The following is a 26,235-nucleotide window of genomic DNA, read 5'->3' on the forward strand; positions in this document are numbered from 1 at the left end:
CCCGTTCAAAAAATGTGATCACATTTTGAGCGAGGCCGGTTCGTCCGTCAACCGGCCGCGCGTTCTGTCACGTCACGGTACCGGCTGCGGCGTCACGCGGCCGAGGACGGTGCCGTCGATCAGGTCCATGCCGTCCATGATGTCGGCGCGGATCGCCTCGGCGAGGCGGGCGGCATCGCCGTCGGCGATGGCCGCGAGGGCATGGACGTGGTGGTCGACCAGCGCGGCGGTGCCGAGCCGGCCGTAGACCGAGCGCATGAAGGGGCCGAACTGCAGCCACAGGCTCTCGATCAGCGGCACCAGCACCCGCGACGGGCCGGCGCCGTAGATCTCGAAATGGAAGCGGTGATTGCCGGTCATGTAGCCTTCGACGTCGCCGCTCTCGAGGGCGGCGTCGATCGCCGCGTCGATGGCGCGCAGCCGTTCCAGCCGGGCGGCATCGATGTGGGGCAGGGCGCGCACGGCGGCCTCGGGCTCGAGCAGCGAGCGGGCGCGCACCAGTTCGTCGAAGCGCTCGACGTCCATGTCGGGCACCCAGACGCGGCGGTTGGCGCCGACCACCAGGCCGCCCTCGGCGGCGATCCGGCGGATCGCCTCGCGCACCGGCATCGGCGAGACGCCGAGCGACTGGGCGAGGCCGCGCAGCGTCACGGCGCGTCCGGGAACGATGCGGCCGGTGACCAGCGCGTCGCGCAACGCACGATAGACCCTGTCGTGCAGCGGGCCGTCGCCGATGTCGTCGTCGTCGCCGACCTCGGGGGCGAGCGTCGCGGCCGTGGTGCGTCGCGTCATGCGGTCTTCCCCGATCCCGCCGGCAGTCGGCGTACGTGATTGACAGTACCAGATCAATGTGATCACATTTTCGTCGACTTGCAACAAGGCTCGTCGCGTGCCCTTCGGCACGAGCGACCGGCTCCGAGGCGACGAATGACGATTTCGAGCGAGCCGACGACGGCGCGAGGCGCGGAAGGCGGGGTGGAGGAGCTGGAACGCTTCCTCGCCGCCCATCCGAACGTCGAGGCGGTCGAGTATCTGATCACCGATTCCAACGGCGTGCTGCGCGGCAAGTGGGGTCCGGTCGAGAGCCTGAAGAAGGCCTTCACCACCGGCGTCAACTTCCCCGTCTCGATGTTCGGCCTCGACGTCTGGGGACGCGAGGTGATGGAGACCGGCCTCCACGTCGAGACCGGCGACAGCGACGGCATCTGCACCGTGGTGCCCGGTTCGCTGCGCATCGTGCCCTGGGCGGAACGCCCGACGGCGCAGGTGCTGCTGACGATGAACTCCGAGGACGGGCGGCCGTTCGAGGGCGATCCGCGCGTCTGCCTCTCCAACATCGTCGACCGCATGACGGCGATGGGGCTGACGCCCTGCTGCGCCATCGAGCTCGAGTTCTACCTGCTCGACCCCAAGGCGCCGCCGATGCCCAACGGCATGCCGTCGCCGGTCTATCGCGCGACCTCGGGCCCCAGCCCGCAGAACATGTACGCGCTGGAAGACCTCGCCGAACATCGCGCCGTCTTCTCCGACATCTGGGACATGGGCCGGCTCCAGGGCCTGCCGATCGACACGATCGTGTCGGAGGCCGCGCCCGGCCAGTTCGAGGTCAATCTCAAGCACCGCGCCGACCCGATGGCGGCGGCCGACGACGGGGTGATGCTGCGTCGCCTGATCGTCGAGGTGGCGCGCCGCCACGGGCTCAAGGCCAGCTTCATGGCCAAGCCCTTCATGGACGTCGCCGGCAACGGTTTCCACGTCCACGTCAGCCTGCTCGACAAGGCCGGCGTCAACATCTTCTCCGATCCGGCGACCGGCGAGGGCAAGCTCAAGCACTGCATCGGCGGCCTGATCGAGACGATGAACGCGGCGACGCTGCTCTTCGTGCCGACCTGGAACGGCTATCGCCGGCTGCAGCCGGGGTCCTATGCGCCGACGACGGCGTCGTGGGGACTGAACAACCGCTCGGTCGGCGTGCGCATCCCGGCGAGCCCGCCCGACGCGCGGCGGCTCGAGCACCGCATCGCCGGCGCCGACGCCAATCCCTATCTGGTGCTCGCCGCCGTCTTCGCCGGCATGATCGAGGGGCTGGAGCGCGAGATCGCGCCGCCGCCGGTGATCGTGCGCAACGCCTACGAGGAGCCGGCGCAGCGCCTGCCCGACGCCATGGACGACGCGATCCGCCTGTTCGAGCGCTCGGACTTCATCCGACGCGCCCTCGGGGTCGAGTATCGCTCGCTCTACGCACATCTGAAGAAGGCGGAAGTCGCCGCCTTCGAGGCCGAGATCACGCCGCTGGAGCGGGCCACCTACCTCTGACCAAAACGCAGGCATGCGCGACGAACGAGCACGGGGCATCCGACGGGGGCTGACAGGACGGGACGGACGAGGCTAGGCTCGGGTTGCTCGCGGAGCGAGTGGCCCGCGACGACGAAAAGGATCGACACCCATGAAGACGCATCACTTCGCATCGATGTTCGCCTCCGTGGTCGCGGCGGCCCTGTGGACGACCGGGGCGCAGGCACAGGAGAAGGTGGTCAACGTCTACAACTGGTCGGACTACATCGACCCGTCGATCCTCGAGGACTTCACCAAGGAAACCGGCATCAAGGTGAAGTACGACGTCTTCGACAGCAACGAGCTGCTCGAGACGAAGCTGCTCGCCGGCAAGACCGGCTACGACGTCGTGGTGCCGTCGGGCAACTTCCTCGGCCGTCAGATCCAGACCGGCGTGTTCACGCCGCTCGACAAGGCGAAGCTGCCGAACCTCAAGTACATGTGGCCGACCGTCACCGACATCCTGGCCAAGTACGACCCCGGCAACAAGTATGCCGTCAACTACATGTGGGGCACCACCGGCATCGGCTACAACGTCGCCAAGATCAAGGAACTGGTCCCCGACGCGCCGCTCGATTCGTGGAAGCTGGCGCTCGATCCGGCCTTCGTGCTCAAGCTCAAGGGCTGCGGCGTGATGATGCTCGACGCGCCGGACGAGATCGTGCCGGCGGTGATGAACTATCTCGGCATCGATCCCGACAGCAAGAAGCCGGAAGACCTGCAGAAGGCAGCCGACTACTTCAAGCAGATCCGCCCGGCGATCCGCAAGTTCCACTCCTCGGAGTACATCAACGCGCTCGCCAACGGCGACGCCTGTCTGGTGGTCGGCTGGTCCGGCGACATCAAGCAGGCCGCCAGCCGCGCCGAGGAGAAGAACAAGACCATCAAGGACCCGAAGAAGCAGGTCGAGATCGGCTACATCATCCCCAAGGAAGGCGCCTACATGTTCTTCGACAACTTCGTCATCCCGAAGGATGCGAAGAACGTCGAGGAGGCCTACACCTTCATCAACTACATGATGAAGCCCGAGGTGATCGCCAAGGCGTCGAACTTCGTGAAGTACCCGAACGGCAACCTCGAGTCGCAGAAGTTCGTCGACAAGGCCGTTCTGGAGGACAAGAGCATCTATCCGTCGGTCGAGACGATGAAGAAGCTCTACGTCATCACCCCCTTCGACCAGAAGTCCCAGCGCGTGCTGACCTCGGTCTGGCGCGAGATGAAGCGCAAGTGATCGCGAACGGATGAACGGGGGGGCGGGCGACCGCCCCTCTGCTCTTCGGTGGCTCCTTCGGGGACCGCCGGCTCCCCAGTCGTCTCCCGAGATCGCCGGAGGTACTCGATGGCCAAGACACTCGGCCCGGTTCGCCGCAAATTCGCCCCCTGGGACGATCCGCAGGCCCGCCCGCTGATCGAGTTCAAGAACGTGATCAAGCGGTTCGGCGACTTCACGGCGGTCGCCGACGTCTCGCTCGGCATCTACGAGCGCGAGTTCTTCGCCCTGCTCGGGCCGTCGGGATGCGGCAAGACCACCCTGATGCGGATGCTCGCCGGCTTCGAGCACCCCAGCGAGGGCGACATCACGCTGGCCGGCCAGTCGCTGAAGGGCATGCAGCCCTACGAGCGGCCGGTCAACATGATGTTCCAGTCCTACGCGCTCTTCCCGCACATGACCGTCGAGAAGAACATCGCCTTCGGCCTCGTCATGGACAAGATGCCCAAGGGCGAGATCGAGACGCGCGTCCAGGAGATGCTGAAGCTGGTCAAGCTGGAGAAGTTCGCCAAACGCAAGCCGCACCAGCTCTCCGGCGGTCAGCGCCAGCGCGTGGCGCTCGCCCGCTCGCTCGCCAAGCGGCCGAAGGTGCTGCTCCTCGACGAGCCGCTCGGCGCGCTCGACAAGAAGCTGCGCGAGGAGACCCAGTTCGAGCTGATGGACCTGCAGCAGAACCTCGGCATGACCTTCCTGATCGTCACCCACGACCAGGAGGAGGCGATGACGGTCGCCGACCGCATCGCCGTGATGGATCACGGCAAGCTGGTGCAGGTGGCCCCGCCTTCCGACATCTACGAGCAGCCGAATTCCCGCTACGTCGCCGACTTCATCGGCGACATCAACATCGTCGAGGGCCGCGTCGCCTCGGTCGAGGGCAACGCGGTCAGGATGGAGGCGTCCTCGCCGCGCGTCGCCATCGTGCTCGAGGACGAGGCGAAGCCGGAGGTCGGCGCGACCGTCTGGGCGGCGGTCCGGCCGGAGAAGGTGCGGGTCTCGCTCGACGAGCCGGTCGATCCGTCGGTCAACGCGCTCGCGGGCGAGGTCTGGGACATCGGCTACATCGGCGACACCTCGGTCTATCACGTCCGCCTCGACGGCGGCGGGACCTTCCGGGCGACGGTCGCCAACGTCAGCCGCACGGTGGAGCGGCCGATCTCCTGGGACGACCGGGTGTGGCTCACCTGGTCGAAGACGGCGGGTGTGGTCCTGAAGGCCTGAGGAGGGTGCGATGAGCTCGTCGAAACCGCGCGTCGGTCGCTTCCTTCTGGTCGGCTTTCCCTACGTCTGGATGCTGGTCTTCTTCCTGGTGCCGTTCCTGATCGTCGCCAAGATCTCCTTCTCGTCGAGCGTCATCGCGCAGCCGCCCTACGAGCCGGTGATCGCGACGATCGGCGACTTCTTCGCCAAGATCGGCGAGTTCTCGCCGGCCAATTACCTGCGGCTCTTCAGCGAGAGCATCTACGTCGAGAGCTATCTCTCCAGCGTGTGGATCGCCGCGACCTCGACGCTGATCATGCTGGCGATCGGCTATCCGCTCGCCTACGCCATGGCGCGGGCGCCCAAGGCGTGGCGGCCGACGCTGCTGATGCTGGTGATCCTGCCGTTCTGGACGAGCTTCCTGATCCGCGTCTACGCCTGGATCGGCATCCTCTCCGACGAGGGCCTGCTCAACTCGCTGCTGGTGGGCCTGGGCGTGATCTCCGAGCCGATCACCTTCCTCGCCACCCAGCGGGCGGTCTACATCGGCATCGTCTATTCCTACCTGCCCTTCATGGTGCTGCCGCTCTACTCGAGCCTCGAGAAGATGGACGACACCCTGATCGAGGCGGCGCAGGATCTCGGCTGCACACCGTTCCAGGCGTTCTGGCGGGTGACCTTCCCGCTGTCGCTGCCGGGCGTCATCGCCGGCTCGTTCCTGGTCTTCATCCCGGCGGTCGGCGAGTTCGTCATCCCGGATCTGCTCGGCGGATCCGACACGGTGATGATCGGCAAGACGCTGTGGGAGGAGTTCTTCAACAATCGCGACTGGCCGGCGGCCTCGGCCGTGGCGATCGTGCTGCTGATGTTGCTGGTGGTGCCGATCGTCATCTTCCAGAACGCGCAGGCCAAGGCGGAAGGGGCGGATCGATGAGGCGTTTCTCGCTCTTCAACATCGTGTCGCTGACCTTCGGCTTCGCCTTCCTCTACGTGCCGATCGTCATCCTGATCATCTATTCCTTCAACGCCGGCCGCAACGTCGCGGTGTGGCAGGGCTGGTCGACCCACTGGTACGCCGAGGTCTTCCAGGACCAGCAGCTGCTCGACGCCGCCTGGGTGACGCTGAAGGTCGGTCTCGCCTCGGCGTCGGTGGCGACCGTGCTCGGCACCATGGCGGCGATCGCGCTGGCGCGGATGGGGCGGTTTCCGGGGCGGATGCTGTTCTCGGGCATGGTCTATGCGCCCTTGGTGATGCCGGAGGTGATCACCGGCCTGTCGCTGCTGCTGCTCTTCGTGGCGATCGACTTCGACCGCGGTTTCTGGACGATCACGCTCGCCCACATCACCTTCACCATGTGTTTCGTGGCGGTGGTGGTGCAGTCGCGTCTCGTCGGCTTCGACCGCAGTCTGGAAGAGGCGGCGATGGATCTCGGCTGCCGGCCCTTCGGCACCTTCTTCCGCATCACCCTGCCGATCATCTGGCCGGCGGTGGTGTCGGGTTGGATGCTGGCCTTCACCCTGTCGCTCGACGATCTGGTCATCGCCTCCTTCGCCACCGGCCCGGGGGCGACGACGCTGCCGATGAAGATCTATTCGGACGTGCGCCTCGGCGTGAAGCCGGAGATCAACGCGGTCTGCACGCTGGTGATCGCGGTCATTTCGATCGCCGTCGTCACCGCCTCGATCCTGACCAAGCGGCAGGAGCTCGAGCGCGAACGGGCGGAACGGGCGGCGGCGGCCGGCTGAGGGCCGCCCCCTTCATCGGAGGAAGACATGGTCGCCACATTGCCCGTCGACACCTCGCTGCGGCCGCAGACCGACGAGGCGATCGCGCCCGAGAAGGTCGTCGCCGGCGCGCCCGCGACCGGTTTCGTCGCCGTCCACGACGACGAGACGACGGGGTTCTATTCGGGCGTCTGGGCGTCGAGCGTCGGGGCGTGGCGCATCGCCTACGAGGAGAGCGAGCTCTGCGTCATCCTCGAGGGGCGGGTGCGGCTCGCGAGCGACGACGGGTCTTCGGCCGAATACGGGCCGGGTCAGGCCTTCGTCATCCCGCGCGGCTTCACCGGCGTCTGGGAGACGATCGAGCCCTGCCGCAAGATCTACGCGATCGCGACGTGAAGCGGGTTTGTCCCGTACGCGCGATGTTTCCATCCACCGGATCTGTTGCAGAGGCCCTTCATGCTGAGGTGCCCGGCCACTGGCCGGGCCTCGAAGCGCGAAGGGCCTCGTGGCACCTTCCGTCGTGGCTTCGCCCTTCGAGGCCCGGCTCTGCCGGGCACCTCAGGGTGAAGCCGAACAATGGGGGCGAGCGATTGCTTCGGGCGTCCGAACTCACTGACCCGAGCCGCCGACCGGCGGGACGATCGGGATCGGCGCCAGGGTCGGGCCGGGGGCTTCGACCGGCACCGGCTCCGGCATCGCCGGGGTGATCTCCAGCCGCCGCACCGTGCCGTGGACCCTGAGCGGAATGCGGATCTCGTCGCTGGTCGGGCGCGACGGGGTCGGGCGCTGGTTGCGGAAATAGGCGTGGCCGGTCAGCTCGACGCCGCCGCGGGCGAGGTCGCCCTTGCCCTTGAGGGAGAAGCGGGCATCCGGGCCGATCAGTTCCACCGTCTCGATGCGGGCATCGTTGCCGGCGAGATCGATCAGGGCGCGGGCGCTCGACCAGGTCGTCTTCTTCGGCGCGCTCTTCGGCCCGAGGACGATCGGGTGGAAGCGGGTGACGTCGCCGAAGGGCGAGAGGCCGGTCACCGTCAGGCCGGTCGCGGTGACGGTGGCGCGGCCCGCAATCGCCTCGACGCAGGCCCCCAGCGTGGCACAGGTCGTCGTCCCCTCGAAGGATGTCTCGACCGAACCGGCCTCGATGCCGTCGACGGCGAAGAGCGTGCCGAGCTCTGCCGCCGGCAGGTCCTTGGCGACGGCGCGGATCCGGGCGGAGAGGCCGCCGGCGCCGAGATTGCCGACGACGCCGAGCGAGGCCGGTTTCCCCCACAGGCCGACGTCGCCGATCTGGGCATCGAGCCGGCCGCCGGCGAGATCGAGGGCGACCGCCGGGCGCGTCAGGGTGAAGCGCGGGGTGGCGAGTTCGGCCGCCGACAGGCGCAGCGCCAGGGCGATGCCGAAACGGTCGCGGGCGAGCGCCAGATCGCGCCAGCCGTCGCCGAACAGTGGTTCGTCGGCACGGAAGGCGATGGTGCCGAAGGCGAGGGTGCCACCGATGGTCGGTTCGTCGCCGCCGATCGCCAGCGCCAGGCTGCCCTTGGCGGCGGTGCGGCCGATGCGCAGTGCGGCATCGGTCAGCGTCGCGGTGCCGTCGGCGACGGTCAGCGCGCCCTCGAGGCGCAGCGGCGCGCGCAGCACGTCGGCGCCGACGCCGAGGAGGCGGGCGAGACGGGCGGGATCGGTCACGTCGAGAGCGGTCGAGGCGGTCCAGCGCGCGGCGGGATCGGCGGTCTTCGCGCCGTCGGCCGAGAGCGTCGCCCCGGCGCCGCTCAGCGACAGGCGCCAACGCGGCGCGGTGGCGTCGCCGGGCATGCGGGCGACGAGGCTCACGGCTTCGCCGCGCCAGCGGCCCTTGCCGTCGAACTCGAGGCCGGCGCCGACCGCCTTGTGGGCGATCGTCAGATCGAGCCCCTCGATCGTCTCGCTGCCCGCCGGGCGGTCGACGTCGATGCGGGCGTTCTCCAGCCGCAGGTCGATCGGCGGCAGGGCGAAGAGGCGGGCGCTCAGGGCGAGCGAACGGACGGTGTCGGCGCCGAGCCTCAGGCGTGCGCCGCGCAGGACCAGGCCGTCGGTCTCGATCCGACCGGCGAGGAGGGCGGTGAGCGAAATCGGCGTCTCGATCTCGGCGGCGGTGGCGATGGTCGCGCCGGAAGCGTCGGTGATCGCGGCGTCGGTCCAGCGCAGGCGCGGGGTCGGCAGCAGCGTCGCATGCGCCTCGCCGGCGACGCGGACCGGCGCGCCGAGCCAGCCGGCCAGCGTCGTCTCGACCTCGCGTCGGATCTCGTCGGGGGCGATGGCGCCGCGCAGCGTCGTCGCGCCGACGATCAGCCCCACGAGGGCGATCAGGGCGGCGATGAGGCGCTTCATGGCGCGCGTCCGGGAACGTGGCGGTGGGCCGTCATTCACTTCGGTTAACGTCCCGCGCGTCGGCTTGCAACGCGTCGATGCCGCGACGGTCGCGAAATCCGCGATCGTCCACGGAATTGAGGGAGAATCGCATACCGGAGGTGTCGCGATTCCACTCTTGCGTTCACGCGCCGACCACCGGCGTGTTTCCCGCGAGCACCGCGGCATACCAGTCGCGGTCGATGTTGCCGCCCGACAGCACGACGCCGGCCCTGCGTCCGCGCCAGTGCTCGCGCTCGGCGGCGAGCGCGGCGAGCGCCGCGGCGCCGGCACCCTCGGCGGCGTTGTGGGTGGCGGTGAAGAGCAGGCGGGTGGCGTCGGCGATCGCCGCGTCGTCGACCGCGACGACGCGCGACAGGCCGCGCCGCATGATCGCCAGCGCCTCGGGCGAGGGGCAACGCACCGCCATGCCGTCGGCGAAGGTCGTGGCCGGGTGGCTGGTCTCGACCAGATCCGGGCCTTCGAAGGAGCGCTTGTAGGCGTCTGCCTTGTCCGAGACGACACCGACGATCTCGGCCCCGTGGCCTAGCGCCGCCTTGGCCTCGATCAGGCCGCAGACGCCGGAACCGAGGCCGATCGGCGCGAAGACCACGGCGAGATCGGGCACGGCGCGGAAGAGTTCGATCGCATAGGTGCCGACGCCGAGAACCAGATCGGCGTGGAACGACGGCACGATCGCGAAACCGCGGTCGGCGGCGATGCCGGGGACGGCGAGGCGGGCGGCGTCGAAGTCGTCGCCGATCTCGATCAGCTCGGCGCCGAAGGCCCGCATCGCGGCGTTCTTCTCGCGCGAATTGCCCTTCGGCACGACGATGGCGCAACCGATGCCGCGGGCGCGCGCGGCGAAGGCGAGGGACTGGCCGTGGTTGCCGCGGGTCGCCGAGACGATGCCGCGGGTCTCGGGGGCCTCGCGCAGCAGCCGATCGACGAAGACCAGGCCGCCGCGCACCTTGAAGGCGCCGGTCGGCGTGTGGTTCTCGTGCTTCACCCAGGTCTCGACGCCGAGGGTCTCGGCGATCACCGGCCAGGCATATTGCGGCGTCGGCGGCACGTGGGGAGCGATCAGGCGGGCGGCCGCTTCGAAGTCTGCGAGGCTGGGCATGGGCGGGTCCGGTTCTCGGGGGCGGGCGGCGAAGGCGCCGCCGACGGCCACTCTAGACCGAGGCCGTGGAAAATTTCGCTCTTCCGGACGAGCGATCATGGGGAAATGCGGAAAATCGTTCCGCTCGTCCCCGCGAAAGACGTCGTCGGGCTCAGCTCGCCAGAACCCGGGTGACGGGGAAGGTGATCGACACCAGCGTGCCCTGACCGACCGTCGAGTCGATGCGGAACACGGCGCGGTTCGCCTCCGCCAGCGCCTTGGTCAGCGGCAGGCCGAGCCCGGTGCCGCCGGAGCGCGAGCGGGTGGTGTGGAGCTGACGGAACGGCTCGAGCGCCGTCTCCAGTTCCTTCTCGCTCATGCCGTAGCCGGTGTCGCGGACGCGCAGGATGACCTCGCCGTTGTCCTCGAGCGCGGTCGAGACGATCACCTGGCCGCCGGCGGGGGTGAACTTCACGGCGTTGGAGAGCAGGTTCAGCACCACCTGACGGATCGAGCGCGGATCGGCGACGACGGCGGGGACGCCGGCCGGCAGCGACGAGCGGATGATGATGCGCTCGCGGTTGGCCTGCGGCTGCATCATGGCGACGCTCTCGCCCACCACGTCGGCGAGCGACACCGCCTCGAAGCGCAGGTCCATCTTGCCGGCCTCGACCTTGGAGAGGTCGAGCAGGTCGTTGACCAGGCTCATGACGTGGCTGCCGGAGACGTGGATGTCGCGCAGATAGTCCTTGTAGCGCTCGTTGCCGATCGGGCCGAAGCGCTCGTCCATCATCAGCTCGGAGAAGCCGATGATCGCGTTGAGCGGCGTGCGGATCTCGTGGCTGATCTTGGCGAGGAAGTCGGACTTGTGGATCGACGCCTCCTCCGCACGGCGGCGGGCGGCGGTCAGTTCCTCTTCCGACTTCTTCCACTGGGTGATGTCGCGCAGCACGGCGCAGTATTTGGCGATCGGACCGGTGGAGACGCGGCCGATCGTCATGAAGAGCGGGATCAGCCCTTCGGGGGCGACCCGGCCGATCACCTCGCGACCGTCGTTCAGGACCGAGGCGACGCCGTTGGAGGCCAGCCCGTCGAGATAGTCCATCGCCGAGCGATGGCTCTCCTGGGCGAGGCGTTCGGTCAGCGGACGGCCGATCATGGCGCGGCGTTCGGCGCCGAACAGCGCCTCGGCGGCGGTGTTGGCGGAGAGCACGAGGCCGGAGGCGTCGAGCATCAGCACGCCGTCGGTGGCGGTGTCGACGATCGCCTGCAGCTCGGCGATGCGTTCGCGGTCGGCGGCGGAGATCGCCTCCGGCACCGAGCCGGCGGGGGCCGCGGCGACGGCGGCGACCGGGGCGGGTGCGGACAGGTCGCGTTCGAGGAGCGTCAGCATCAGCGCACTGCCGCCTTCGACCGGCACGGTGCCGATCTCGACGTCGCAGGGCACGATGGTGCCGTCGTGGGCGATCAGCGGCACGACGCGGCCGGCCTCGCTCTCGAAGCGGCGGGCGACGTGGGGACCGGCGAAGAGCGCGTCGACGCCGCCGGCCGCCTCGAAGGTCGAAAGGTCGGGGAAGCGCAGCAGCGACAGGAAGCGCTCGTTGGCGTGCAGGACCCGGTCGTCGCGCAACAGGGCGACGGCGATGGGAAGCCGGTCGAGCAGACGGGCGTCGATCGCGGTGCCGGTCGCCTCGTTGAGCCGGCGGCGCGGCGGCACGACGGTGGCGGGCGTCAGCGGCGGCGGCGGGATCGGCGGGGCACCGTCGGCGACGGCGGGGCCGGCGGCCTCGCCCTCGATGCGGGCGCCGAGCGCCTCGGCGATCTGGCGGAAGGCATTGCGCTCGGGCACCGACAGGCGCGGATGATCGCCGGTCGCGTGCGGCGTGCCGTCGAGCGAGACGACGCGGGCGGCGACGGCCGCGGCCTCGGCGGCGAGCGGCGCCACGGTCTCGGCCGGGGTCGCCTCGGGTGCGGGGTGGGCGGCCTCGACGGTCTCGGGGTCGGTGTCGGTCGACGTCGCGACGGGCACCTCGGGCGCAGGCGTCTCGACGAACGCCGCGGGAGCGACGTCGTGCGCCTCCGGGGCGTCGGTGACGACGGGGGCTTCGGGCGCCTCGATCGGAGCGTCGTGCAGATGGAAGACCGAATCGTCGCCGATGTCGCCGGCGAAGGCGGCGTCGATCGGGTGATCGGGCGAAAGATCGGCACTCTCGCAGTCGTCCGGGAAGGTCGGCGGCTCGAGCGCCGCGGTTTCGTCCGGCGCATGCGCGGTGCCGGTCTCGACCACCGGTTCGGCCTCGATCGCCGCGACCTCGGCGGCGAGCGGGGCGGGCAGGGCGGCCGAAGGGGCCTCCTCCGCGAGGCGCAGGCCGACGGCGTGCGGATCGGGGACGGGGGCCTCGGCGCGGACGGTGCCGAAACCGCGGAAGCCGGCGAAGGTGCGGCCGCGGCCGAAGGCGGGCAGGGCGGCGAGATCGACCGGCAGGCGCAGCGCCTCGCCCTCGATCGGCCACAGCAGCGTCCGGCCGCTCCAGGTGTCGCGACGGGCGAGCGCGCCGGCGATGGTGCCGTCGCGGTCGAGGTCGAGACGGGCGGCGACCTCGTCCCAGCGCCGGCCGACCAGATCGGCGGCGGCGGGGCCGACGGCGCCGCCGAGCTCGTCGGAGACCATGGTGAAGCGGTGGTCGGCGTCCATCTGCCAGACGAACTTCACCGAGCGCTCGAGCGGCGCGAAGGCGAAGCCGGTCGCGGGCTCGTCGTCGGCGTCGATAGCCTCGACCGCCTCCTCGGCGGCTGGCGCGAGGGCGATGTCGATCGCGGCTTCCGGCGCGGTCGGCACGGCGGTCTCGGGTGCGGCCGATTCCTCGATCACCCCGTCGGCCGGCGTCGGCGCGACGAGGGCGCTCTTCGGCTCGGGCAGCGTCTCTTCGAGCGCGGCGTCGGAGACCGGGCGACCGCCGACCAGCGGCGCGGCGGGTTCCTCGGCGGCGAGCGCCGGGGTTTCGGGCAGAGATTCGGTTTCCTCGGCGCCGATCGTCGGCGCGGTGGGAAGGGTCGGACGTTCGATGGCCTCGGGGGCTCCGGCGGCGGGCGCTTCCGGCGCCGTCACGGCGATCGGCCGGACGGCCCAGGCGGCGTCGAGATCGGCGTCGGGGGCGTCGAAATCCGAGAAGAGATCGACGGCGAGCGGCGGCGCGGCGACGAAACGGTCCTCGTCGGCGACGGTCTCCGTGGCCGGAGTCGTCGCGGCGGACGCGACCTCGGCGGTGGTGACCGGCGGCGGTGGCAGGAGACGAGCGACCTCCTCGAACGACGTCTCGAAGAGGTCTTCCGGCTCGAGCGAAACCGGGGCGTCGGCGCCGGCGACCGCTTCGGGCTCGGCGGGCGCGGTCGGGAGAACCGAGGCGACCTCGCCGGCATCGGACGCGGCGACGGCCTCGGTCGGTGCATGGTCCGTCGGCGCCTGCTCGGCAGTGTCGGCGCCCGGAGCGATCGGCGTCTCGACCGGCGTGGGCGCATCGGCCGGGGTGGCGTCCATCGCCGGGCCGAGATGCAGCAGGCGGCGGGCGTCGGCGTGGTCGCCGAGGCGGACGAGGGCGAGCGGGTGGCGGCCGGCGCCCCGCGTGACGACGCGCTCGACGACCGCGATCTCGTCGGCTTCGTCGAGGATGGCGGCGATCTCGTCCTCGAGGCCCTCGGCGAGGTCGACGTCACCGGCGACGGCGACGATCTCGCCCTCGCCGTCGAAGATGGCGACGAGGCCGCCGCGGGCGACGAAGGGCGCGAGGCTCGCTTGGGGCCTCGCCGTCTCGGGGGCGGCACGGAAGCCTTCGACGCGGACGATCACGGCGTCGTCGGAATCGATCGGGCGGCGGAGGACGACGTTGCGCAGGGTCGGGCGGCCGTCTTCGGCGAAGCGCAGCAGCTCGCGCGTCTCCTCGCCCGGCGCGGCGCGGCCGGCGAAACGGGCGATGCGGCCGGCGAGCCGCGGCTCGAGCGCGAGCGGTGCGCCCCAGGGGGTCTCGGCGACGAGCGGGCCGGCGGCGGCATTGGCGAAGGCGAGGCGATGCCCGCCTTCGACGGCGACGAAGCCGGGGCGCGCGTCGCCGATCAGGTCGCCCACCCCGTCGAGGGCGACGATCGGCCAGATCGCAGCGTAGTCATCGACCATCGTCTTCATCGTCCGTATTCTCTCGCCCGAGGTCTCGACGTCTTCGCATCGTCCTTTCCGGACCGCCTGCGCGTTTTCGGCGCGGGCGTCGACCGGGAGCGGCACGCGAAGACTGTCGAAGACGATCGCGGGATCGTCATCACGCTGTTAACCTCTCGTTAATATAGACGAAACCAGCGGTGGGTCCACTCGTCCGGCCGCTTCGGCCCCGCTCTTCGCGAGGCAGGGTTAATCGAAGAGTGACGCCAGGGAATAATGCACTGCGAGATTTATGTTGCAGTGCAGCAGAAATGGGCGTAGACCAGAACCGTCGCCGAACGAAGTATCGGTGACCCGCGCGGGAGGCCCGCGTGGACCCCGTTCGGCTCGCGATGCGAGCACAGTCGATGCCGGTGACGCTTGCCGGCTCCAAGGAGAGACCCATGGCCGCCGAAAAGACCTTCGAGATCCCCGAGCAGATCCGTACCTTCGCCGAGAAGTCGGTCGAGCAGGCCAAGAAGGCCGTCGACGACTTCATCGCCGCCACCCACAAGGCCGTCGACAAGGTCGAGACCTCGTCGGCGGAAGTGCAGTCGGGCGCCCTGGACCTCAACAAGAAGGTCCTCGCGCTGGCGGAGGAGAACCTCGCCAACGCCTTCGCTCACGCCCAGAAGCTGGTCAAGGCCAAGGACGCCCAGGAAGTCCTCGCTCTGCAGGGCGACTACCTGAAGGCCCAGGCCGCCTCGTTCGGCGAGCAGGTCCGCCAGATCGGCGACGCCGCCGCCAAGACCGTCTCGGCGATCACCGAGAAGGTCACCAAGGCCTGATCCGACGACCGCCTCGCGGTCGGATCGTTCAACGGGCGAGGCACGGACGTGTCTCGCCCGTTTTCGTTTCGACGCTGCGCGCCGTCCGGATTATTGCGATGCAATATAATGTTGCATCGCAGCACAATCAGAGCTACATGTGACACGTGTTCGTCGCCGCCGTCGAAACCGGCGCGGCAGGTCCGCCGCCCGCCCGCGAAGGGCGCCCGACAACGGCGGGGCGAACCGATTTCGAGGAGATCATCGACATGACCACCGAGCCGAAGACCCCGGCGAAGCGCGTGACCAAGACCCCGGCCCCGAAGGCTGCCGCCGCTGCTGCCGCACCGGCCGTCGTCGCCGCGCCCGCCCCCGCCGCGCCGAAGGCGGCGCCGGCCGTCGAAGCCGCTCCGGCGGTCGCGGCCGCGCCTGCTCCGGAAGTGAAGGCCGCTCCGGCGCCGAAGGCTGCCGCTGCGCCGACGGCCGCTCCGGCGGCGCCGGTCTTCCCGACCTTCGAGATGCCGAAGTTCGACTTCCCGACCTTCGAGCTGCCCAAGTTCGACCTGCCGAAGTTCGACACCGCCGCCTTCGGCCAGATCGAGGTCCCGGCGGCGCTGCGCGAGGCCGCCGACAAGGCGATCGCCCAGGCGCGCACCAACTACGAGACGCTGAAGACCCTGACCGAGGAGGCGACCGACGCCTTCGAGGACGCCTGGGAGGCGACCCGCGCCGGCATCGTCGAGCTCAACGGCAAGGGCATCGACCACGCCAAGACCAACACCGACGCGACGCTGGGCCATGCCAAGGACCTGATCGGCGTGAAGACGGTGGCCGAGGTGGTCGAGCTGCAGACGGCCTTCCTGCGTCGCCAGTACGAGACGCTGAGCGCCCAGGCCAAGGAGATCCAGGCGCTGGCGCTGGAAGTCGCCGGCGAGGCCTCCAAGGCCGCCCGCGACGTGGTCGGCAAGGCGCTGGACGCCGTCGAGAAGAAGTGAATTCGGCGCCTTTCCGCCGATCGATGCGATGCGCCGCCGTCTCGGCGGCGCTTTCGTATCCGGCCTCCCGCACGTCGGGGTGTGGACGATCGCGAACGGGACTTGCCAAGCGCGGCGTCAGCCCCTATTAGGAGCCCGTCGCGAGACATGCAGCTGTAGCTCAGTTGGTTAGAGCGTCGGATTGTGGCTCCGAAGGTCGGTGGTTCGAGTCCACCCAGCTGTACCATCTCGCAAGACACCGCACGAAAGGCCGCCCCTCGGGGCGGCCTTCGTCGTTTCGGCGCGGCCTCTTCGTGGACGCCGCCGCCGAGACGATCCGTCGCCGGCGTGCATTCGTGCGGCGACTCGCGTTTTTGGACGCATCATGCCACTCTGGCGTGTCTCTTCGGGCTCGCGGGGTGTGCCATGCGTCTTCTGGTCGTTCCTCTTGTGATCCTCGCTCTCGGCGGCTGCGCGTCGCGTTATCAGGAGCTGGGCGCCGGCGGCGGCGTCACCGCGGCCAAGATGACCGAGGACGTCTATCGCGTCTCGGCACGCGGCAACGCGCTGACCGAGCCGACCCGCATCCAGGACTTCGTGCTGCTCAAGGCGGCCGAGACGACGCTGGCGGCGGGGCGGACGCATTTCGTCATCATCGGCCTGTCGGAGGTCGGCACGGCGCGCAACGGCCGCCAGACCGGGCTCTATGCCTTCGGCGGCGCGGCGGGCCCCGACGGCGGGCGGCTGATGTCCGACATGACCGGCGCCAATCGCCATTCGATCGACGGGTTGTCGGGCGAGGACGTGATGATCCGCCTCCTGAAGCCCGATGCCAGCGCCGAGGACAAGGCCAAGGCGCTCGACGCGCGGCAACTGGCGGAGAACATCGGACCGCGGCTGAAGCGGCCGCAAGGCGCGCCGCCGCCGGAGGGTGGTGCGCCGGCGGGGACGTAGAGGCTTCGAACGCACGAGTTCTCGACCGTCCAGGCGCGGGGTGGAGGCCCCTCATGCTGAGGTGCGAGCGCCAGCGAGCCTCGAAGCGCGAAGGGGCGAGTGGCACTCGCCCGTCGACGGCTTCGCCCTTCGAGGCCCGGCTTTGCCGGGCACCTCAGGGTGAAGCCGAACAGAGAAAGGCGAGGCGAAGCCCCTCTTTCCGGTCGGCCACCCCGCGCCTTCAGCCGCGCCGGCCGGCCTTCACCAGCCGGACATGGTAGGCGAGCCCGGGCGAATGCATGTCGGGGAAGGCGTGGCGGAAGTCGACGGTGATGCGCATCGCCTCGAAACCGGCCTCGGTCGAGGTCCAGTAGAGGCTGCCTTCGCCCGACGGGTCGATCGGCACGTCGGGGAAGATGCGGGCGTTGATCGCCGGGCTGCCGCAGCCGGGATCGAGCAGGCTCATCATCTCGTCGGCGGTCGGAAGTCGCCAGCCGTCGCCGGCCCGCGTCGCGGCCTCCGTCGCTTCCGGAAGAGTGAGGCGGTCGATCTCGCCGGTGCAGGCGGCGCCCTGCGGCGCAAGGCCGAGGCTGCAGCGCTGCCAGACGAGGCCGGTCTCGCGATCGACGACGCTCGCCCCGTCGGCCGTGAATCGGTCGGGCGGGGTCGAGCAGGCGGCGAAGGCGCCGCCCGGCCCGCCGACGAGGGCCGCGGCGACCGAGATCGAAGCGAGACGGGCGGCGAGCCTCATGGGCTCATTCTTCCAGCAGGCAGGCGACGGCGTGGTCGCCGCCCTTCAGCATCGGCTTGTCGACGCGGCAGCGGTCGGTGACGACCGGGCAGCGCGGGTTGAAGACGCAGCCGGGCGGCGGGGCGAAGGGCGAGGGCAGCTCGCCCTGCAGCACGATGCGGTCGCGCCGGCGCCCGGGGTCGGCGACCGGCGTCGCCGACAGCAGCGCCTTGGTGTAGGGGTGGCGCGGATCGGCGAAGATCTCGTCCTTCGAGGCCTGTTCCACCACGCCGCCGAGATACATCACCATGACGTCGTCGGCGATGTGGCGCACCACCGACAGATCGTGGCTGACGAAGACATAGGCGAGGTCGAACTCCTGCTGGAGATCGGCCAAGAGGTTCAGCACCTGCGCCCGGACCGAGACGTCGAGGGCGGAGACCGGCTCGTCGAGCACGATGACGCTCGGCTTCAGCATCAGCGCGCGGGCGATGGCGATGCGCTGGCGCTGGCCGCCGGAGAACATGTGCGGATAGCGCTCGGCGTGTTCGGGGCGGAGACCGACCCGCGACAGCATGTCGAGGGCCTGGGCGTGACGCTCGTCGGCCGGCATGTCGGTGTTGACGAGCAGCGGCTCCTCGAGTGTGGCGCGGATGGTGCGGCGCGGGTTGAGCGAGCCGTAGGGGTTCTGGAACACCATCTGCACCGCGCGGCGCAGACCCTTGAGGCGCGAGCCGGAGACGCCGGTGACGTCGTGGCCGTCGATCGCCAGATGGCCGTCGGTCGGCGGCTCGATCAGGGCCAGCATGCGGCCGAGCGTCGACTTGCCGGAGCCGGATTCGCCGACGACCGCGAGGGTGCGGCGACGGTCGAGCGACAGCGAGATGCCGTTGACGGCGTGGACGACGCCGGGGGCGGCGAAGAAGCCGCGGCCGACCTCGTAGGTCTTGACCAGGTCCTGGGCTTCGAGGATCGGCGCGTGCTGCGCCTCGGTGCGGGCGGCGGACGCGGTCATGCCGGCACTCCTTCGACGGTCGCGGGGGTGGGCCGGCCGTCGACCAGCGGCGTGTGGCAGAGCGCGCGGCCGAGCGCGTCGGCGGCGGGCACCGGACGGCGCGTCGAGCAGAGCGGCGTCGCCACGCCGCAGCGCGGGGCGAAGCGGCAGCCGGCGAGACGGTCCCACTGGCCGGTCACCATGCCGGGGATCGCCGGCAGGCGCTTCTCCGTCGCGCGCTCGGGCAGAGCGGCGAGGAGGGCGGCGGTATAGGGATGGTGGGGATCGCGGAAGAGCTCTTCCGTGAGGGCCGCCTCGACCTGGTTGCCGGCATATTGCACGACGACGCGTTCGGCGGTCTCGGCGACGACGCCCATGTCGTGGGTGATCAGGACCAGCGCCATGTCCTTCTCGTCGCGCAGGCGGACGAGGAGGTCGAGGATCTGCGCCTGGATCGTCACGTCGAGGGCGGTCGAGGGCTCGTCGGCGATGAGGAGCTTGGGCGAGCAGGAGATCGCCATGGCGATCATCACGCGCTGGCTCATGCCGCCGGAGAGCTGGTGCGGGAAGGCCGTGAGACGGCTCTCCGGCGAGGGGATGCCGACCTGTTCCAGGAGCTCGATCGTGCGGGCGCGGCGCGCCGCCCGGCCGAGACCGAGGTGGGCGGCGAGCGCCTCGCCGATCTGGAAGCCGACGGTGAAACAGGGGTTCAGCGACGACATCGGCTCCTGGAAGATCATCGCGATGTCCTTGCCGACGATCCGGCGCCGGACGGCGCGGGAGGCGGCGAGGAGGTCGATGCCCTCGAAGGCGAGGCGGTCGGCGGTGACGCGGGCGGTCTTGGGCAGGAGGCCCATGACGGCGAGCATGGCGACGGACTTGCCGGAGCCACTCTCGCCGACGATCGACACGATCTCGCGCGGGTCGACCTTCAGGGACACGCCGTCGACGGCGCGGAAGAGGCCGCCGGCGCGGGTTTCGAAGTCGACCGACAGGTTTTCGATCTCGAGCAGGGCCATGCGCTCAGCTCCGCTTCAGCTTGGGATCGAGCGCGTCGCGCAGACCGTCGCCCATCAGGTTGATGGAGACGACGGTGATCAGGATGGCGAGGCCCGGCAGGGTGACGACATGGGGCGCGCGCTGGATGAACTCGCGCGCCGAGGAGAGCATGGCACCCCATTCCGGCGTCGGCGGCTGGGCGCCGAGGCCGAGGAAGCCTAGGGCGGCCGCCTCGAGGATGGCGTCGGAGATGCCGAGGGCGGCCTGGACGATCAGCGGCGCGAGACAGTTCGGCAGCACCGTCACGAAGGCGAGACGGAACGGGCCGGAGCCGGCGGCGCGGCTCGCCGTGACGTAGTCGCGGGCGAGTTCGGCCATGGCGGTCGAGCGCACGATGCGGACGTAGCGCGGCATGTAGACGACGGTCACAGCGACGATCGTGTTGGCGAGCGACGGGCCGATCACCGCGATGACGACGATGGCGAGCACCAGGCTCGGCACCGACATGATCAGGTCCATGACGCGGGAGATGGCGGTGTCGACGATGCCGCCCATGAAGGCGGCGGCGAGGCCGAGGCAGACGCCGACCGCGAGCGAGACCGCCACCACCGAGAAGCCGATGAACAGCGAGTAGCGCGAGCCGTGGACGATGCGGGCCATCAGGTCGCGGCCGACGTCGTCGGTGCCGAGGGGGAATTCCCACGAGCCGCCGTCGGCCCAGACCGGAGGCTGGAGCACGTGCTGGCGGAACTGTTCCATCGGATCGTGAAGGGCGATCAGGTTGGCGAACAGGGCGATCAGCAGGATCACCACCAGTACCGCGAGGCCGATGACGGCGCCGCGGTTGACGGCGAAGTCGTTCCACAGCGCGCGGGCGGGCGACGGCGGGGCGATCCCGGCGCGCGGGTCGAGGGCGAGAGCGTCATCGGCCATGGCGGATCCGCGGGTTGATCACGGCGTTGAGGATGTCGACGGACATGTTCACGAGCACGAGAAGGGTGGAAATCAGGAGGACGCCGCCCTGCAGCGCCGGATAGTCGCGGCGGAAGATCGACTCGATCAGCCATTTGCCGACGCCCGGCCAGGCGAAGATCGTCTCGGTCAGCACGGCGCCGGCGAGCATGGTGCCGCCCTGCAGGCCGATCGTCGTGACGACCGGGATCAGCGCGTTCCTGAGCGCGTGCAGGCCGACGACGCGGAAGGGCGACAGACCCTTGGCGCGGGCGGTACGGACATAGTCCTCCTCCAGCACCTCGAGCATCGAGGAGCGCGTCATGCGGGCGATCGCCGCGAGCGGGATGGTGCCGAGCACGATCGCCGGCAGGATCAGATGCGACAGCGACGAGGAGAAGGCGCCCTCCTGGCCGGAGAGCAGACTGTCGATCGTCATGAAGCCGGTGACCGGCTCGAAATAGTAGATCAGGTCGATGCGGCCGGAGACCGGCGTCAGGTCGAGCGTCACCGAGAAGAACAGGACGAGCAGCAGACCCCACCAGAAGACCGGCATCGAATAGCCGAAGAGGGCGACGCCCATCAGTCCGTGGTCGACGGCCGAACCGCGCTTCAGCGCCGCCAGCACGCCGAAGGGCACGCCGAGCAGGACGGCGAAGGCCATGGCGAAGATCGACAGTTCGATGGTCGCCGGGAACAGCGTCAGGAACTCCTTGAGCACCGACTCCTGGCTGATGATCGAGGTGCCGAAGTCACCGTGCAGCAGGTTCCAGACGTAGTCGAGGAACTGCTTCCACACCGGCTGGTCGAGGCCCAGCTCGTGGCGGAAGAACTCGAGACGTTCGGGCGAGATGCCGCGCTCGCCGCGCCGGACCTCGATCGGATCACCCGGCACCAGCCGGATGGCGATGAAGGTCAGGAAACTCAGGGCGAACAGGGTCGGAACCGTCAGCGCCATGCGACGCAGGACGAACGAAAACATGTCGGAGATGCTCCTCCCGGGAACGACGGGCGGCCCCCGGCGAAGCTCGGTTCGCCGGGGGCCGCGCGCAGTGTCGATCGATCACTCGAGGCCGACGCCGTAGAACTCGTGACGGCCGAACGGCGAGATCTTGTAGTCGACCACGTTCTTGGTCGTCGCCTCGAACACCACCGAATGGGCGATGTTGTAAGACGGCATGTCGTCGCGGGCGATCTGCTGCATCTCTTCGTAGAGCTTGGTGCGAGCGGCCTTGTCGGTCAGCTTCTTGGCCGCGTTCAGGCGGTCGTCGAAGTCCTTGTTGCACCACTTGGACAGGTTCTGACCACCGGGACGCGCCGCGGCGCAGCCGAGCAGGAAGAAGAAGTTGTCCGGGTCGCCGTTGTCACCGGTCCAGCCGAGCTGGCCGGTCATGTGCTCGCCCTGCTGCAGACGCTTGCGATACTCGCCCCACTCGTAGGTGACGAGCTTGGCGTTGACGCCGACCTTGGCCAGATCGGCCTGCATCATCTCGCCGATGCGCTTGCCGTTCGGGTTGTAGGGACGCTGCTTGGGCATGTACCAGAGGTCGATCTCGAGCGGCAGCTTCACGCCGGCGTCCTCGAGCATCTTCTTGGCCTTGGCCGGGTCGTAGGGATAGTCGACGACCTTGTCGTTGTAGGACCAGATGGTCGGCGGGATCAGGTTCTTCGCGGCCTGGCCGGCGCCCTGGTAGACGTCCTTGATGATCGCGTTCTTGTCGATCGCCATGGCGAAGGCCTGACGGACCTCCTTCTTGTCGAACGGCGGCTTCTCGAGGTTGAAGGCCCAGTAGGCGATGTTGAGGCCGGGCTGGCTCATCAGCTTCAGGGTCGGATCCTTGCCGATCGCCTCGAGGTCGGCCGGGTTCGGGCCGAACATCACCTGGCATTCGCCCTTCTTCAGCTTGGCGTAGCGCGAGGTGGCGTCGCCGGTGATGGCGTAGACCAGATCGTCGAACTTCGACTTGCCGCCCCAGTAGGTCTGGAAGGCCTTGTAGCGGATCACCGCGTCCTTCTGGTAGGCGACGAAGGAGAAGGGACCAGTGCCGACCGGAATCTGGTCGAACTGCTCGGGCGTGCCCTTCTTGAGCAGGTAGTCGGCGTATTCGGCCGACTGGATGGTCATGAAGTCCATCGCCAGATTGGCGATGATCGTCACGTTCGGCTCGGTCATCACCATCTTGACGGTGTAGTCGTCGACCTTCTCGACGGACTTCAGCAGCTTCGGCATGTCCATGTCGGAGAAGTAGTCGTAGGCGCCGCCGGAGATCTTGTGGTAGGGATGGTCATCCTTCCACTGGCGGTTGAACGAGAACAGCACGTCGTCGGCGTTGAAGTCGCGGGTCGGCTTGAAGCCGTTGATGCCGGAATGGAACTTCACGCCCTTGCGCAGATGGAAGGTGACGGTCAGGCCGTCTTCGGAGATGTCCCACTTCTCGGCGAGGCCGGGAACCACGTTGGTCGACCCGCGCTCGAACTCGACGAGCTGGTTGAAGACCGGACGGGCGGCGTCGAACGAGGTGCCGGTGGTGTTCAGCGCCGGGGTGAAGTTCTCGGGGCTGCCTTCCGAGCAGTAGACCAGCGTCTTGGCGGACGCGGCGGTCGCGCCGAGAGCGATCATGACGGCGAGCGTGGCGACGCCGGTGAAGAGAGTCCGTTTCATCGAGGAGGCTCCTTCGCGTGGCCCCGGTCTCTTGCCGGGGTCGAACGGTTGCGAGGAGACCGGCCGGTGGACATCCCGACCGGGAAAAACCTTCCTCGCCCGAAGCGGATGCCGATTCCGGCATTCCGGTCGAGGCCTGGAAGGGGAGCATTTGCTCGAAAATCCACCCGATCGCGAACGACCCGGTCTCCCGTGACGGCGATCAAATCCCAATGCGCGGCGTTGCGCAATGGGGAAAGGCGGAGATCGGTGCCGGGCCGGCCGGCACGCACCGGGTACGTGCCTCAGGGCAGGTCGGTGAGAATGGCCGGCCAGCGTCGTTCGGCCTCGGCGAGGAGCCGGTCGGGATCGAGCAGGAAGGCGGCGCGCGAGGCCGGATCGGCGAAGAGCAGCAGCCGGCCGCCGTGGACGACGAAGTGACGCGGCGATCCTTCCGCCGGCCGCCCTTGCGAGACGGCGAAGGCGCAGCGGCCGCCGAACATCGGTGCATAGGTCTTGGGCGCGTCGCGGAAGGCGGCGCGGGTGCCCTCGTCGGCGAAGAGCCAGGTGACGCCGGCCCAGTCGACCTGCAGCGCCTCGTCGCCCATGCGCGGCTCGTTCCACATGAAGTAGCCGACCGGATCGATACCGCCGAGAGCGCGGCCGGTCGTGCGGTCGGCGAGGAAGCGGACGACCGGGGTCGGCGCCGCCTTGGCGATCGGGCCGTCGAGTTTCGGCGGCGGAGGCGGCGGCGGGCGCGGCGGGGAAGGGCGCGCGGGCTGTTCGGCGGCGGCCGGTGCGGGCTTCGGCGCTTCCTCGTGGCTGCTGCTGTTGGCGCTCGCGGGCGCGGCCGCGAGGAGGAGCGCGAGGGCGAGAAGGGCGGTCGATACGGGCGCCCGCGCGCCCGCGTCGTCGCGTCGCCGCGCGAAATACCGGCATCGCCCCGTCCTTGCCCGAATTCCGCTAAACTCGTGCATGTACGATTCGACCTCGCGAGTTCGTGACGCGTCTCGTCCGAGACGTGTCGCTCTTCGAGCGACGGGGCGAATCGTCGGTTCGCCTCGGCAAGTCCAGAAAGCTGGGATGGGGACGCATGCGCAAGCGCGACGTGACGAAATTCCTCGGGGCCTCGATATCGGGTCTCCTTCTCGCCGCGGTCTTCGCGGTGCTCGTCGGCGGGACGTCGCCGGTCCTCGCCCAGGATCGCGGCGGAACCTATTCCACCGACGAACTGGTCAAGACCGGCCACAAGTTCTTCGGCACCGTCTCCGGCGGCCTCGCCACGGTGATCGAAGAGGCGGTGTCGCGCTACGGTCAGCCCAACGGCTACATCCTCGGCGAGGAGGGCGGCGGTGCCATCGTCGGCGGCCTGCGCTACGGCGAGGGCATGCTCAACACCCGCGACCGCGGCAAGACCAAGGTCTACTGGCAGGGTCCGTCGATCGGCTGGGACTTCGGGGGCGACGGCGCCCGCACGATGATGCTGGTCTACAATCTGCCGGCGACCCAGGCGCTGTGGCAGCGTTTCGCCGGCGTCGACGGCTCGGCCTATTTCATCGGCGGCTTCGGCATGACGGCGCTGGTCGCCGACCGGATCTACGTCGTGCCGGTTCGTTCCGGCGTGGGGCTTCGCCTCGGCGTCAACATCGGGTATCTGAAGTTCACGCCCAAGCCGACCTGGAACCCCTTCTGACCGGCCTCGGGCACGCGGACGCCCCGCGAGGGGCGTCTCGCCGGCCTCATTGACGCGCCCGCGGGCGAGCGACCGATCCGAAAGGAAGCGCATGACGATCGAATGGGCGATGTGGTTCGCTCTCGGCTTCCTGTCGGCCGGCATCGTCGCGCTCCTGTTGATGGGGGCGGTGTGGCGCCGCGCCGTGCGTCTGACGACACGGCGTGTCTCCGCTTCGGTGCCCTCCGGCGTCGCCGACGTCCTCGCCGAGACCGACATGATGCGCGCCCGCCATGCCCGCGATCGGCGGACGATGGAACTCGCCGTCGCCGACATGCGCCGCCAGAACGCCGATGCCCGGCTCTCGGTCGGACGCGCGCGGCAGGAACTCGACGAGGTCCGCGTGCAGTATCTCGCCGAGCGTGACGCCCGGATCGCCGGCGAGGCGCGCGAGGCCGAGCAGGTGGCGACGATCGCGGCGCGCGACGCCAGGGTCGCCGAACTGTCGAGCGCCCTCGAGGGCGCGCTGGAACGCGGACGGGTGCTCGATCAGGCCGCCGCGGCGCGCGAGGCCGACATCGCCAAGACGGCGGTGGCCCAGGCCGAGGCGGCCGCCAAGGCGGCCGAGGAGCTCGCCTTCCGCCGCGCCGACATCGTCGGTCTCGAGGAGACGCTGCGCAAGACGCGACTCGAACTGGCCGAGGCCAGGGCCAGGCTCGAGGCCGAGGAGACGGCGCACCGTCTGTCGCTGGCGGCGGTCGGCCAGGAGCGCGACCGCGCCGACCGGCTCGACAAGCGGATCAACCGGCTGGTCGAAGACGTCGCCGATCGCGAGGAGCGGATCGACCGCGTCGGCCGCGAGCTCGAACGCGCCCGTCAGGCCCTCGTCCTCGCCAATGCCCGCGCCGCGGCGATGGGCGGGGCCGGCGACGGCACGGCGGCGGCGGGCGACAATCTGCTGCGGTCGCTGACCCAGCTCGAGAACCGCAACCACGAACTGGAAGAGAAGCTCGCCGGCCTCGGCGCCGATGCCTCCAAGGAGGCGCGGGCCGATCTGCGCGCCAGCCTCTCCGACCTCGCCGCCCGTATCGTCCATCTGACGCGGCTCGCCGAGGGCGCCTCCTCGTCGATCGACCGGATCTCGGCCGGCGGCGGCGAGCCGGCCGGCGAGAGCGGTCAGCCGAGCCTCGCCCAGCGCATCCGCGAGCTGCAGCGCATCGCCGACGAGCGCGAGGCGGCGAAGTCGCGCGGCTGAGGCACACCCGCCACGTATTCGTGATCACGCGGCAGCGGTGTCGCGATCTTCGCCGCGCGCGAGACGTCTTTTCGGCTGTGAAAAAATGTGATCACATTCACCGACCGATCGAGGGGA

Annotated in this window: 22 protein-coding genes and 1 tRNA gene; 12 read left to right on the forward strand and 11 right to left on the reverse strand. The window is 69.7% G+C overall.

The window, feature by feature from the left end; all coding sequences use genetic code 11:
* Positions 1-72: 72 nt before the first annotated feature.
* Positions 73-792 carry a GntR family transcriptional regulator gene (locus tag ACT541_RS13255; RefSeq protein ID WP_476137559.1) on the reverse strand — a complete coding sequence of 240 codons (720 nt, stop codon included), beginning with the start codon at positions 790-792 and terminating at the stop codon, positions 73-75.
* A gap of 135 nt (positions 793-927) precedes the next feature.
* Between ACT541_RS13255 and ACT541_RS13260 the strand changes: the two genes are divergently transcribed.
* The 6 genes from ACT541_RS13260 to ACT541_RS13285 all read left to right on the forward strand — a co-directional run bounded on the left by ACT541_RS13260 (position 928) and on the right by ACT541_RS13285 (position 6,922).
* On the forward strand, positions 928-2,316 hold the full coding sequence (locus ACT541_RS13260; protein ID WP_476137560.1) for a glutamine synthetase family protein: 1,389 nt from the start codon (positions 928-930) through the stop codon (positions 2,314-2,316).
* Positions 2,317-2,446: 130 nt separating this feature from the next.
* Positions 2,447-3,565, forward strand: coding sequence for a polyamine ABC transporter substrate-binding protein (locus ACT541_RS13265; RefSeq protein ID WP_476137561.1), 1,119 nt, complete (start codon positions 2,447-2,449; stop codon positions 3,563-3,565).
* Positions 3,566-3,673: 108 nt separating this feature from the next.
* Positions 3,674-4,822 (forward strand): ABC transporter ATP-binding protein, encoded by a 1,149-nt coding sequence (locus tag ACT541_RS13270; RefSeq protein ID WP_476137562.1) that lies wholly within the window; start codon positions 3,674-3,676, stop codon positions 4,820-4,822.
* 10 nt (positions 4,823-4,832) lie between these two features.
* Complete coding sequence (locus tag ACT541_RS13275; protein ID WP_476137563.1) at positions 4,833-5,735, forward strand: ABC transporter permease; 903 nt, start codon at positions 4,833-4,835, stop codon at positions 5,733-5,735.
* The gene (locus ACT541_RS13280) at positions 5,732-6,547 is read left to right on the forward strand and encodes an ABC transporter permease (protein ID WP_476137564.1); all 816 of its coding nucleotides are present in this window, start codon (positions 5,732-5,734) and stop codon (positions 6,545-6,547) included. The genes ACT541_RS13275 and ACT541_RS13280 overlap by 4 nt, the downstream gene beginning before the upstream one ends.
* Positions 6,548-6,574: 27 nt before the next feature.
* Entirely contained in the window at positions 6,575-6,922 is a 348-nt protein-coding gene (locus ACT541_RS13285; RefSeq protein ID WP_476137565.1) for a cupin domain-containing protein, read from the forward strand.
* Positions 6,923-7,135: 213 nt separating this feature from the next.
* Here the strand turns inward: ACT541_RS13285 and ACT541_RS13290 are convergent, their stop codons facing one another.
* From ACT541_RS13290 to ACT541_RS13300, 3 genes are all read right to left on the reverse strand, one after another.
* Entirely contained in the window at positions 7,136-8,893 is a 1,758-nt protein-coding gene (locus ACT541_RS13290) for an AsmA family protein (protein ID WP_476137566.1), read from the reverse strand.
* Between the two features lie 163 nt (positions 8,894-9,056).
* Positions 9,057-10,034: a threonine dehydratase gene (locus tag ACT541_RS13295; protein WP_476137567.1), complete on the reverse strand. Its 978-nt coding sequence runs from the start codon at positions 10,032-10,034 to the stop codon at positions 9,057-9,059.
* A gap of 151 nt (positions 10,035-10,185) precedes the next feature.
* Entirely contained in the window at positions 10,186-14,193 is a 4,008-nt protein-coding gene (locus ACT541_RS13300; RefSeq protein ID WP_476137568.1) for an ATP-binding protein, read from the reverse strand.
* A 413-nt stretch (positions 14,194-14,606) separates the two neighbouring features.
* Here ACT541_RS13300 and ACT541_RS13305 point away from each other — a divergent pair, with 413 nt between their 5' ends.
* The 4 genes from ACT541_RS13305 to ACT541_RS13320 all read left to right on the forward strand — a co-directional run bounded on the left by ACT541_RS13305 (position 14,607) and on the right by ACT541_RS13320 (position 16,897).
* The gene (locus tag ACT541_RS13305; protein ID WP_476137569.1) at positions 14,607-14,990 is read left to right on the forward strand and encodes a phasin family protein; all 384 of its coding nucleotides are present in this window, start codon (positions 14,607-14,609) and stop codon (positions 14,988-14,990) included.
* 248 nt (positions 14,991-15,238) lie between these two features.
* Positions 15,239-15,964 carry a phasin family protein gene (locus tag ACT541_RS13310; protein WP_476137570.1) on the forward strand — a complete coding sequence of 242 codons (726 nt, stop codon included), beginning with the start codon at positions 15,239-15,241 and terminating at the stop codon, positions 15,962-15,964.
* A 149-nt stretch (positions 15,965-16,113) separates the two neighbouring features.
* Positions 16,114-16,190 (forward strand) — tRNA-His (locus ACT541_RS13315).
* A 179-nt stretch (positions 16,191-16,369) separates the two neighbouring features.
* Positions 16,370-16,897 (forward strand): CC0125/CC1285 family lipoprotein, encoded by a 528-nt coding sequence (locus ACT541_RS13320; protein WP_476137571.1) that lies wholly within the window; start codon positions 16,370-16,372, stop codon positions 16,895-16,897.
* Between the two features lie 220 nt (positions 16,898-17,117).
* Here the strand turns inward: ACT541_RS13320 and ACT541_RS13325 are convergent, their stop codons facing one another.
* The 7 genes from ACT541_RS13325 to ACT541_RS13355 all read right to left on the reverse strand — a co-directional run bounded on the left by ACT541_RS13325 (position 17,118) and on the right by ACT541_RS13355 (position 24,168).
* Positions 17,118-17,627 (reverse strand): Lcl C-terminal domain-containing protein, encoded by a 510-nt coding sequence (locus ACT541_RS13325; RefSeq protein ID WP_476137572.1) that lies wholly within the window; start codon positions 17,625-17,627, stop codon positions 17,118-17,120.
* A 4-nt stretch (positions 17,628-17,631) separates the two neighbouring features.
* Positions 17,632-18,621 (reverse strand): ABC transporter ATP-binding protein, encoded by a 990-nt coding sequence (locus ACT541_RS13330; RefSeq protein ID WP_476137573.1) that lies wholly within the window; start codon positions 18,619-18,621, stop codon positions 17,632-17,634.
* A complete protein-coding gene (locus ACT541_RS13335; RefSeq protein ID WP_476137574.1) occupies positions 18,618-19,619 on the reverse strand; it encodes an ABC transporter ATP-binding protein in 1,002 nt (333 codons plus the stop codon). The genes ACT541_RS13330 and ACT541_RS13335 overlap by 4 nt, the downstream gene beginning before the upstream one ends.
* Positions 19,620-19,623: 4 nt before the next feature.
* On the reverse strand, positions 19,624-20,532 hold the full coding sequence (locus ACT541_RS13340; RefSeq protein ID WP_476137575.1) for an ABC transporter permease subunit: 909 nt from the start codon (positions 20,530-20,532) through the stop codon (positions 19,624-19,626).
* The gene (locus ACT541_RS13345; RefSeq protein WP_476137576.1) at positions 20,522-21,532 is read right to left on the reverse strand and encodes an ABC transporter permease subunit; all 1,011 of its coding nucleotides are present in this window, start codon (positions 21,530-21,532) and stop codon (positions 20,522-20,524) included. Before ACT541_RS13345 ends, ACT541_RS13340 begins: the two co-directional genes overlap by 11 nt.
* A gap of 81 nt (positions 21,533-21,613) precedes the next feature.
* A complete protein-coding gene (locus ACT541_RS13350) occupies positions 21,614-23,212 on the reverse strand; it encodes an ABC transporter substrate-binding protein (RefSeq protein WP_476137577.1) in 1,599 nt (532 codons plus the stop codon).
* Between the two features lie 284 nt (positions 23,213-23,496).
* On the reverse strand, positions 23,497-24,168 hold the full coding sequence (locus ACT541_RS13355; protein ID WP_476137578.1) for a YHS domain-containing (seleno)protein: 672 nt from the start codon (positions 24,166-24,168) through the stop codon (positions 23,497-23,499).
* 116 nt (positions 24,169-24,284) lie between these two features.
* On the opposite strand from ACT541_RS13355, the gene ACT541_RS13360 reads away from it, so the two are divergent.
* Entirely contained in the window at positions 24,285-24,884 is a 600-nt protein-coding gene (locus ACT541_RS13360; protein WP_476137579.1) for a DUF1134 domain-containing protein, read from the forward strand.
* A 91-nt stretch (positions 24,885-24,975) separates the two neighbouring features.
* Entirely contained in the window at positions 24,976-26,118 is a 1,143-nt protein-coding gene (locus ACT541_RS13365; protein ID WP_476137580.1) for a hypothetical protein, read from the forward strand.
* Positions 26,119-26,235: the final 117 nt, after the last annotated feature.

The sequence above is a fragment of the Pinisolibacter sp. DMC100 genome (genome assembly GCF_056313705.1).

Coding starts and splice junctions, on each gene's coding strand:
- ACT541_RS13255 (WP_476137559.1), bottom strand. CDS start 792: ATGACGCGACGCACCACGGCCGCGACGCTCGCCCCCGAGGTCGGCGAC.
- ACT541_RS13260 (WP_476137560.1), top strand. CDS start 928: ATGACGATTTCGAGCGAGCCGACGACGGCGCGAGGCGCGGAAGGCGGG.
- ACT541_RS13265 (WP_476137561.1), top strand. CDS start 2,447: ATGAAGACGCATCACTTCGCATCGATGTTCGCCTCCGTGGTCGCGGCG.
- ACT541_RS13270 (WP_476137562.1), top strand. CDS start 3,674: ATGGCCAAGACACTCGGCCCGGTTCGCCGCAAATTCGCCCCCTGGGAC.
- ACT541_RS13275 (WP_476137563.1), top strand. CDS start 4,833: ATGAGCTCGTCGAAACCGCGCGTCGGTCGCTTCCTTCTGGTCGGCTTT.
- ACT541_RS13280 (WP_476137564.1), top strand. CDS start 5,732: ATGAGGCGTTTCTCGCTCTTCAACATCGTGTCGCTGACCTTCGGCTTC.
- ACT541_RS13285 (WP_476137565.1), top strand. CDS start 6,575: ATGGTCGCCACATTGCCCGTCGACACCTCGCTGCGGCCGCAGACCGAC.
- ACT541_RS13290 (WP_476137566.1), bottom strand. CDS start 8,893: ATGAAGCGCCTCATCGCCGCCCTGATCGCCCTCGTGGGGCTGATCGTC.
- ACT541_RS13295 (WP_476137567.1), bottom strand. CDS start 10,034: ATGCCCAGCCTCGCAGACTTCGAAGCGGCCGCCCGCCTGATCGCTCCC.
- ACT541_RS13300 (WP_476137568.1), bottom strand. CDS start 14,193: ATGAAGACGATGGTCGATGACTACGCTGCGATCTGGCCGATCGTCGCC.
- ACT541_RS13305 (WP_476137569.1), top strand. CDS start 14,607: ATGGCCGCCGAAAAGACCTTCGAGATCCCCGAGCAGATCCGTACCTTC.
- ACT541_RS13310 (WP_476137570.1), top strand. CDS start 15,239: ATGACCACCGAGCCGAAGACCCCGGCGAAGCGCGTGACCAAGACCCCG.
- ACT541_RS13320 (WP_476137571.1), top strand. CDS start 16,370: ATGCGTCTTCTGGTCGTTCCTCTTGTGATCCTCGCTCTCGGCGGCTGC.
- ACT541_RS13325 (WP_476137572.1), bottom strand. CDS start 17,627: ATGAGGCTCGCCGCCCGTCTCGCTTCGATCTCGGTCGCCGCGGCCCTC.
- ACT541_RS13330 (WP_476137573.1), bottom strand. CDS start 18,621: ATGACCGCGTCCGCCGCCCGCACCGAGGCGCAGCACGCGCCGATCCTC.
- ACT541_RS13335 (WP_476137574.1), bottom strand. CDS start 19,619: ATGGCCCTGCTCGAGATCGAAAACCTGTCGGTCGACTTCGAAACCCGC.
- ACT541_RS13340 (WP_476137575.1), bottom strand. CDS start 20,532: ATGGCCGATGACGCTCTCGCCCTCGACCCGCGCGCCGGGATCGCCCCG.
- ACT541_RS13345 (WP_476137576.1), bottom strand. CDS start 21,532: ATGTTTTCGTTCGTCCTGCGTCGCATGGCGCTGACGGTTCCGACCCTG.
- ACT541_RS13350 (WP_476137577.1), bottom strand. CDS start 23,212: ATGAAACGGACTCTCTTCACCGGCGTCGCCACGCTCGCCGTCATGATC.
- ACT541_RS13355 (WP_476137578.1), bottom strand. CDS start 24,168: ATGCACGAGTTTAGCGGAATTCGGGCAAGGACGGGGCGATGCCGGTAT.
- ACT541_RS13360 (WP_476137579.1), top strand. CDS start 24,285: ATGCGCAAGCGCGACGTGACGAAATTCCTCGGGGCCTCGATATCGGGT.
- ACT541_RS13365 (WP_476137580.1), top strand. CDS start 24,976: ATGACGATCGAATGGGCGATGTGGTTCGCTCTCGGCTTCCTGTCGGCC.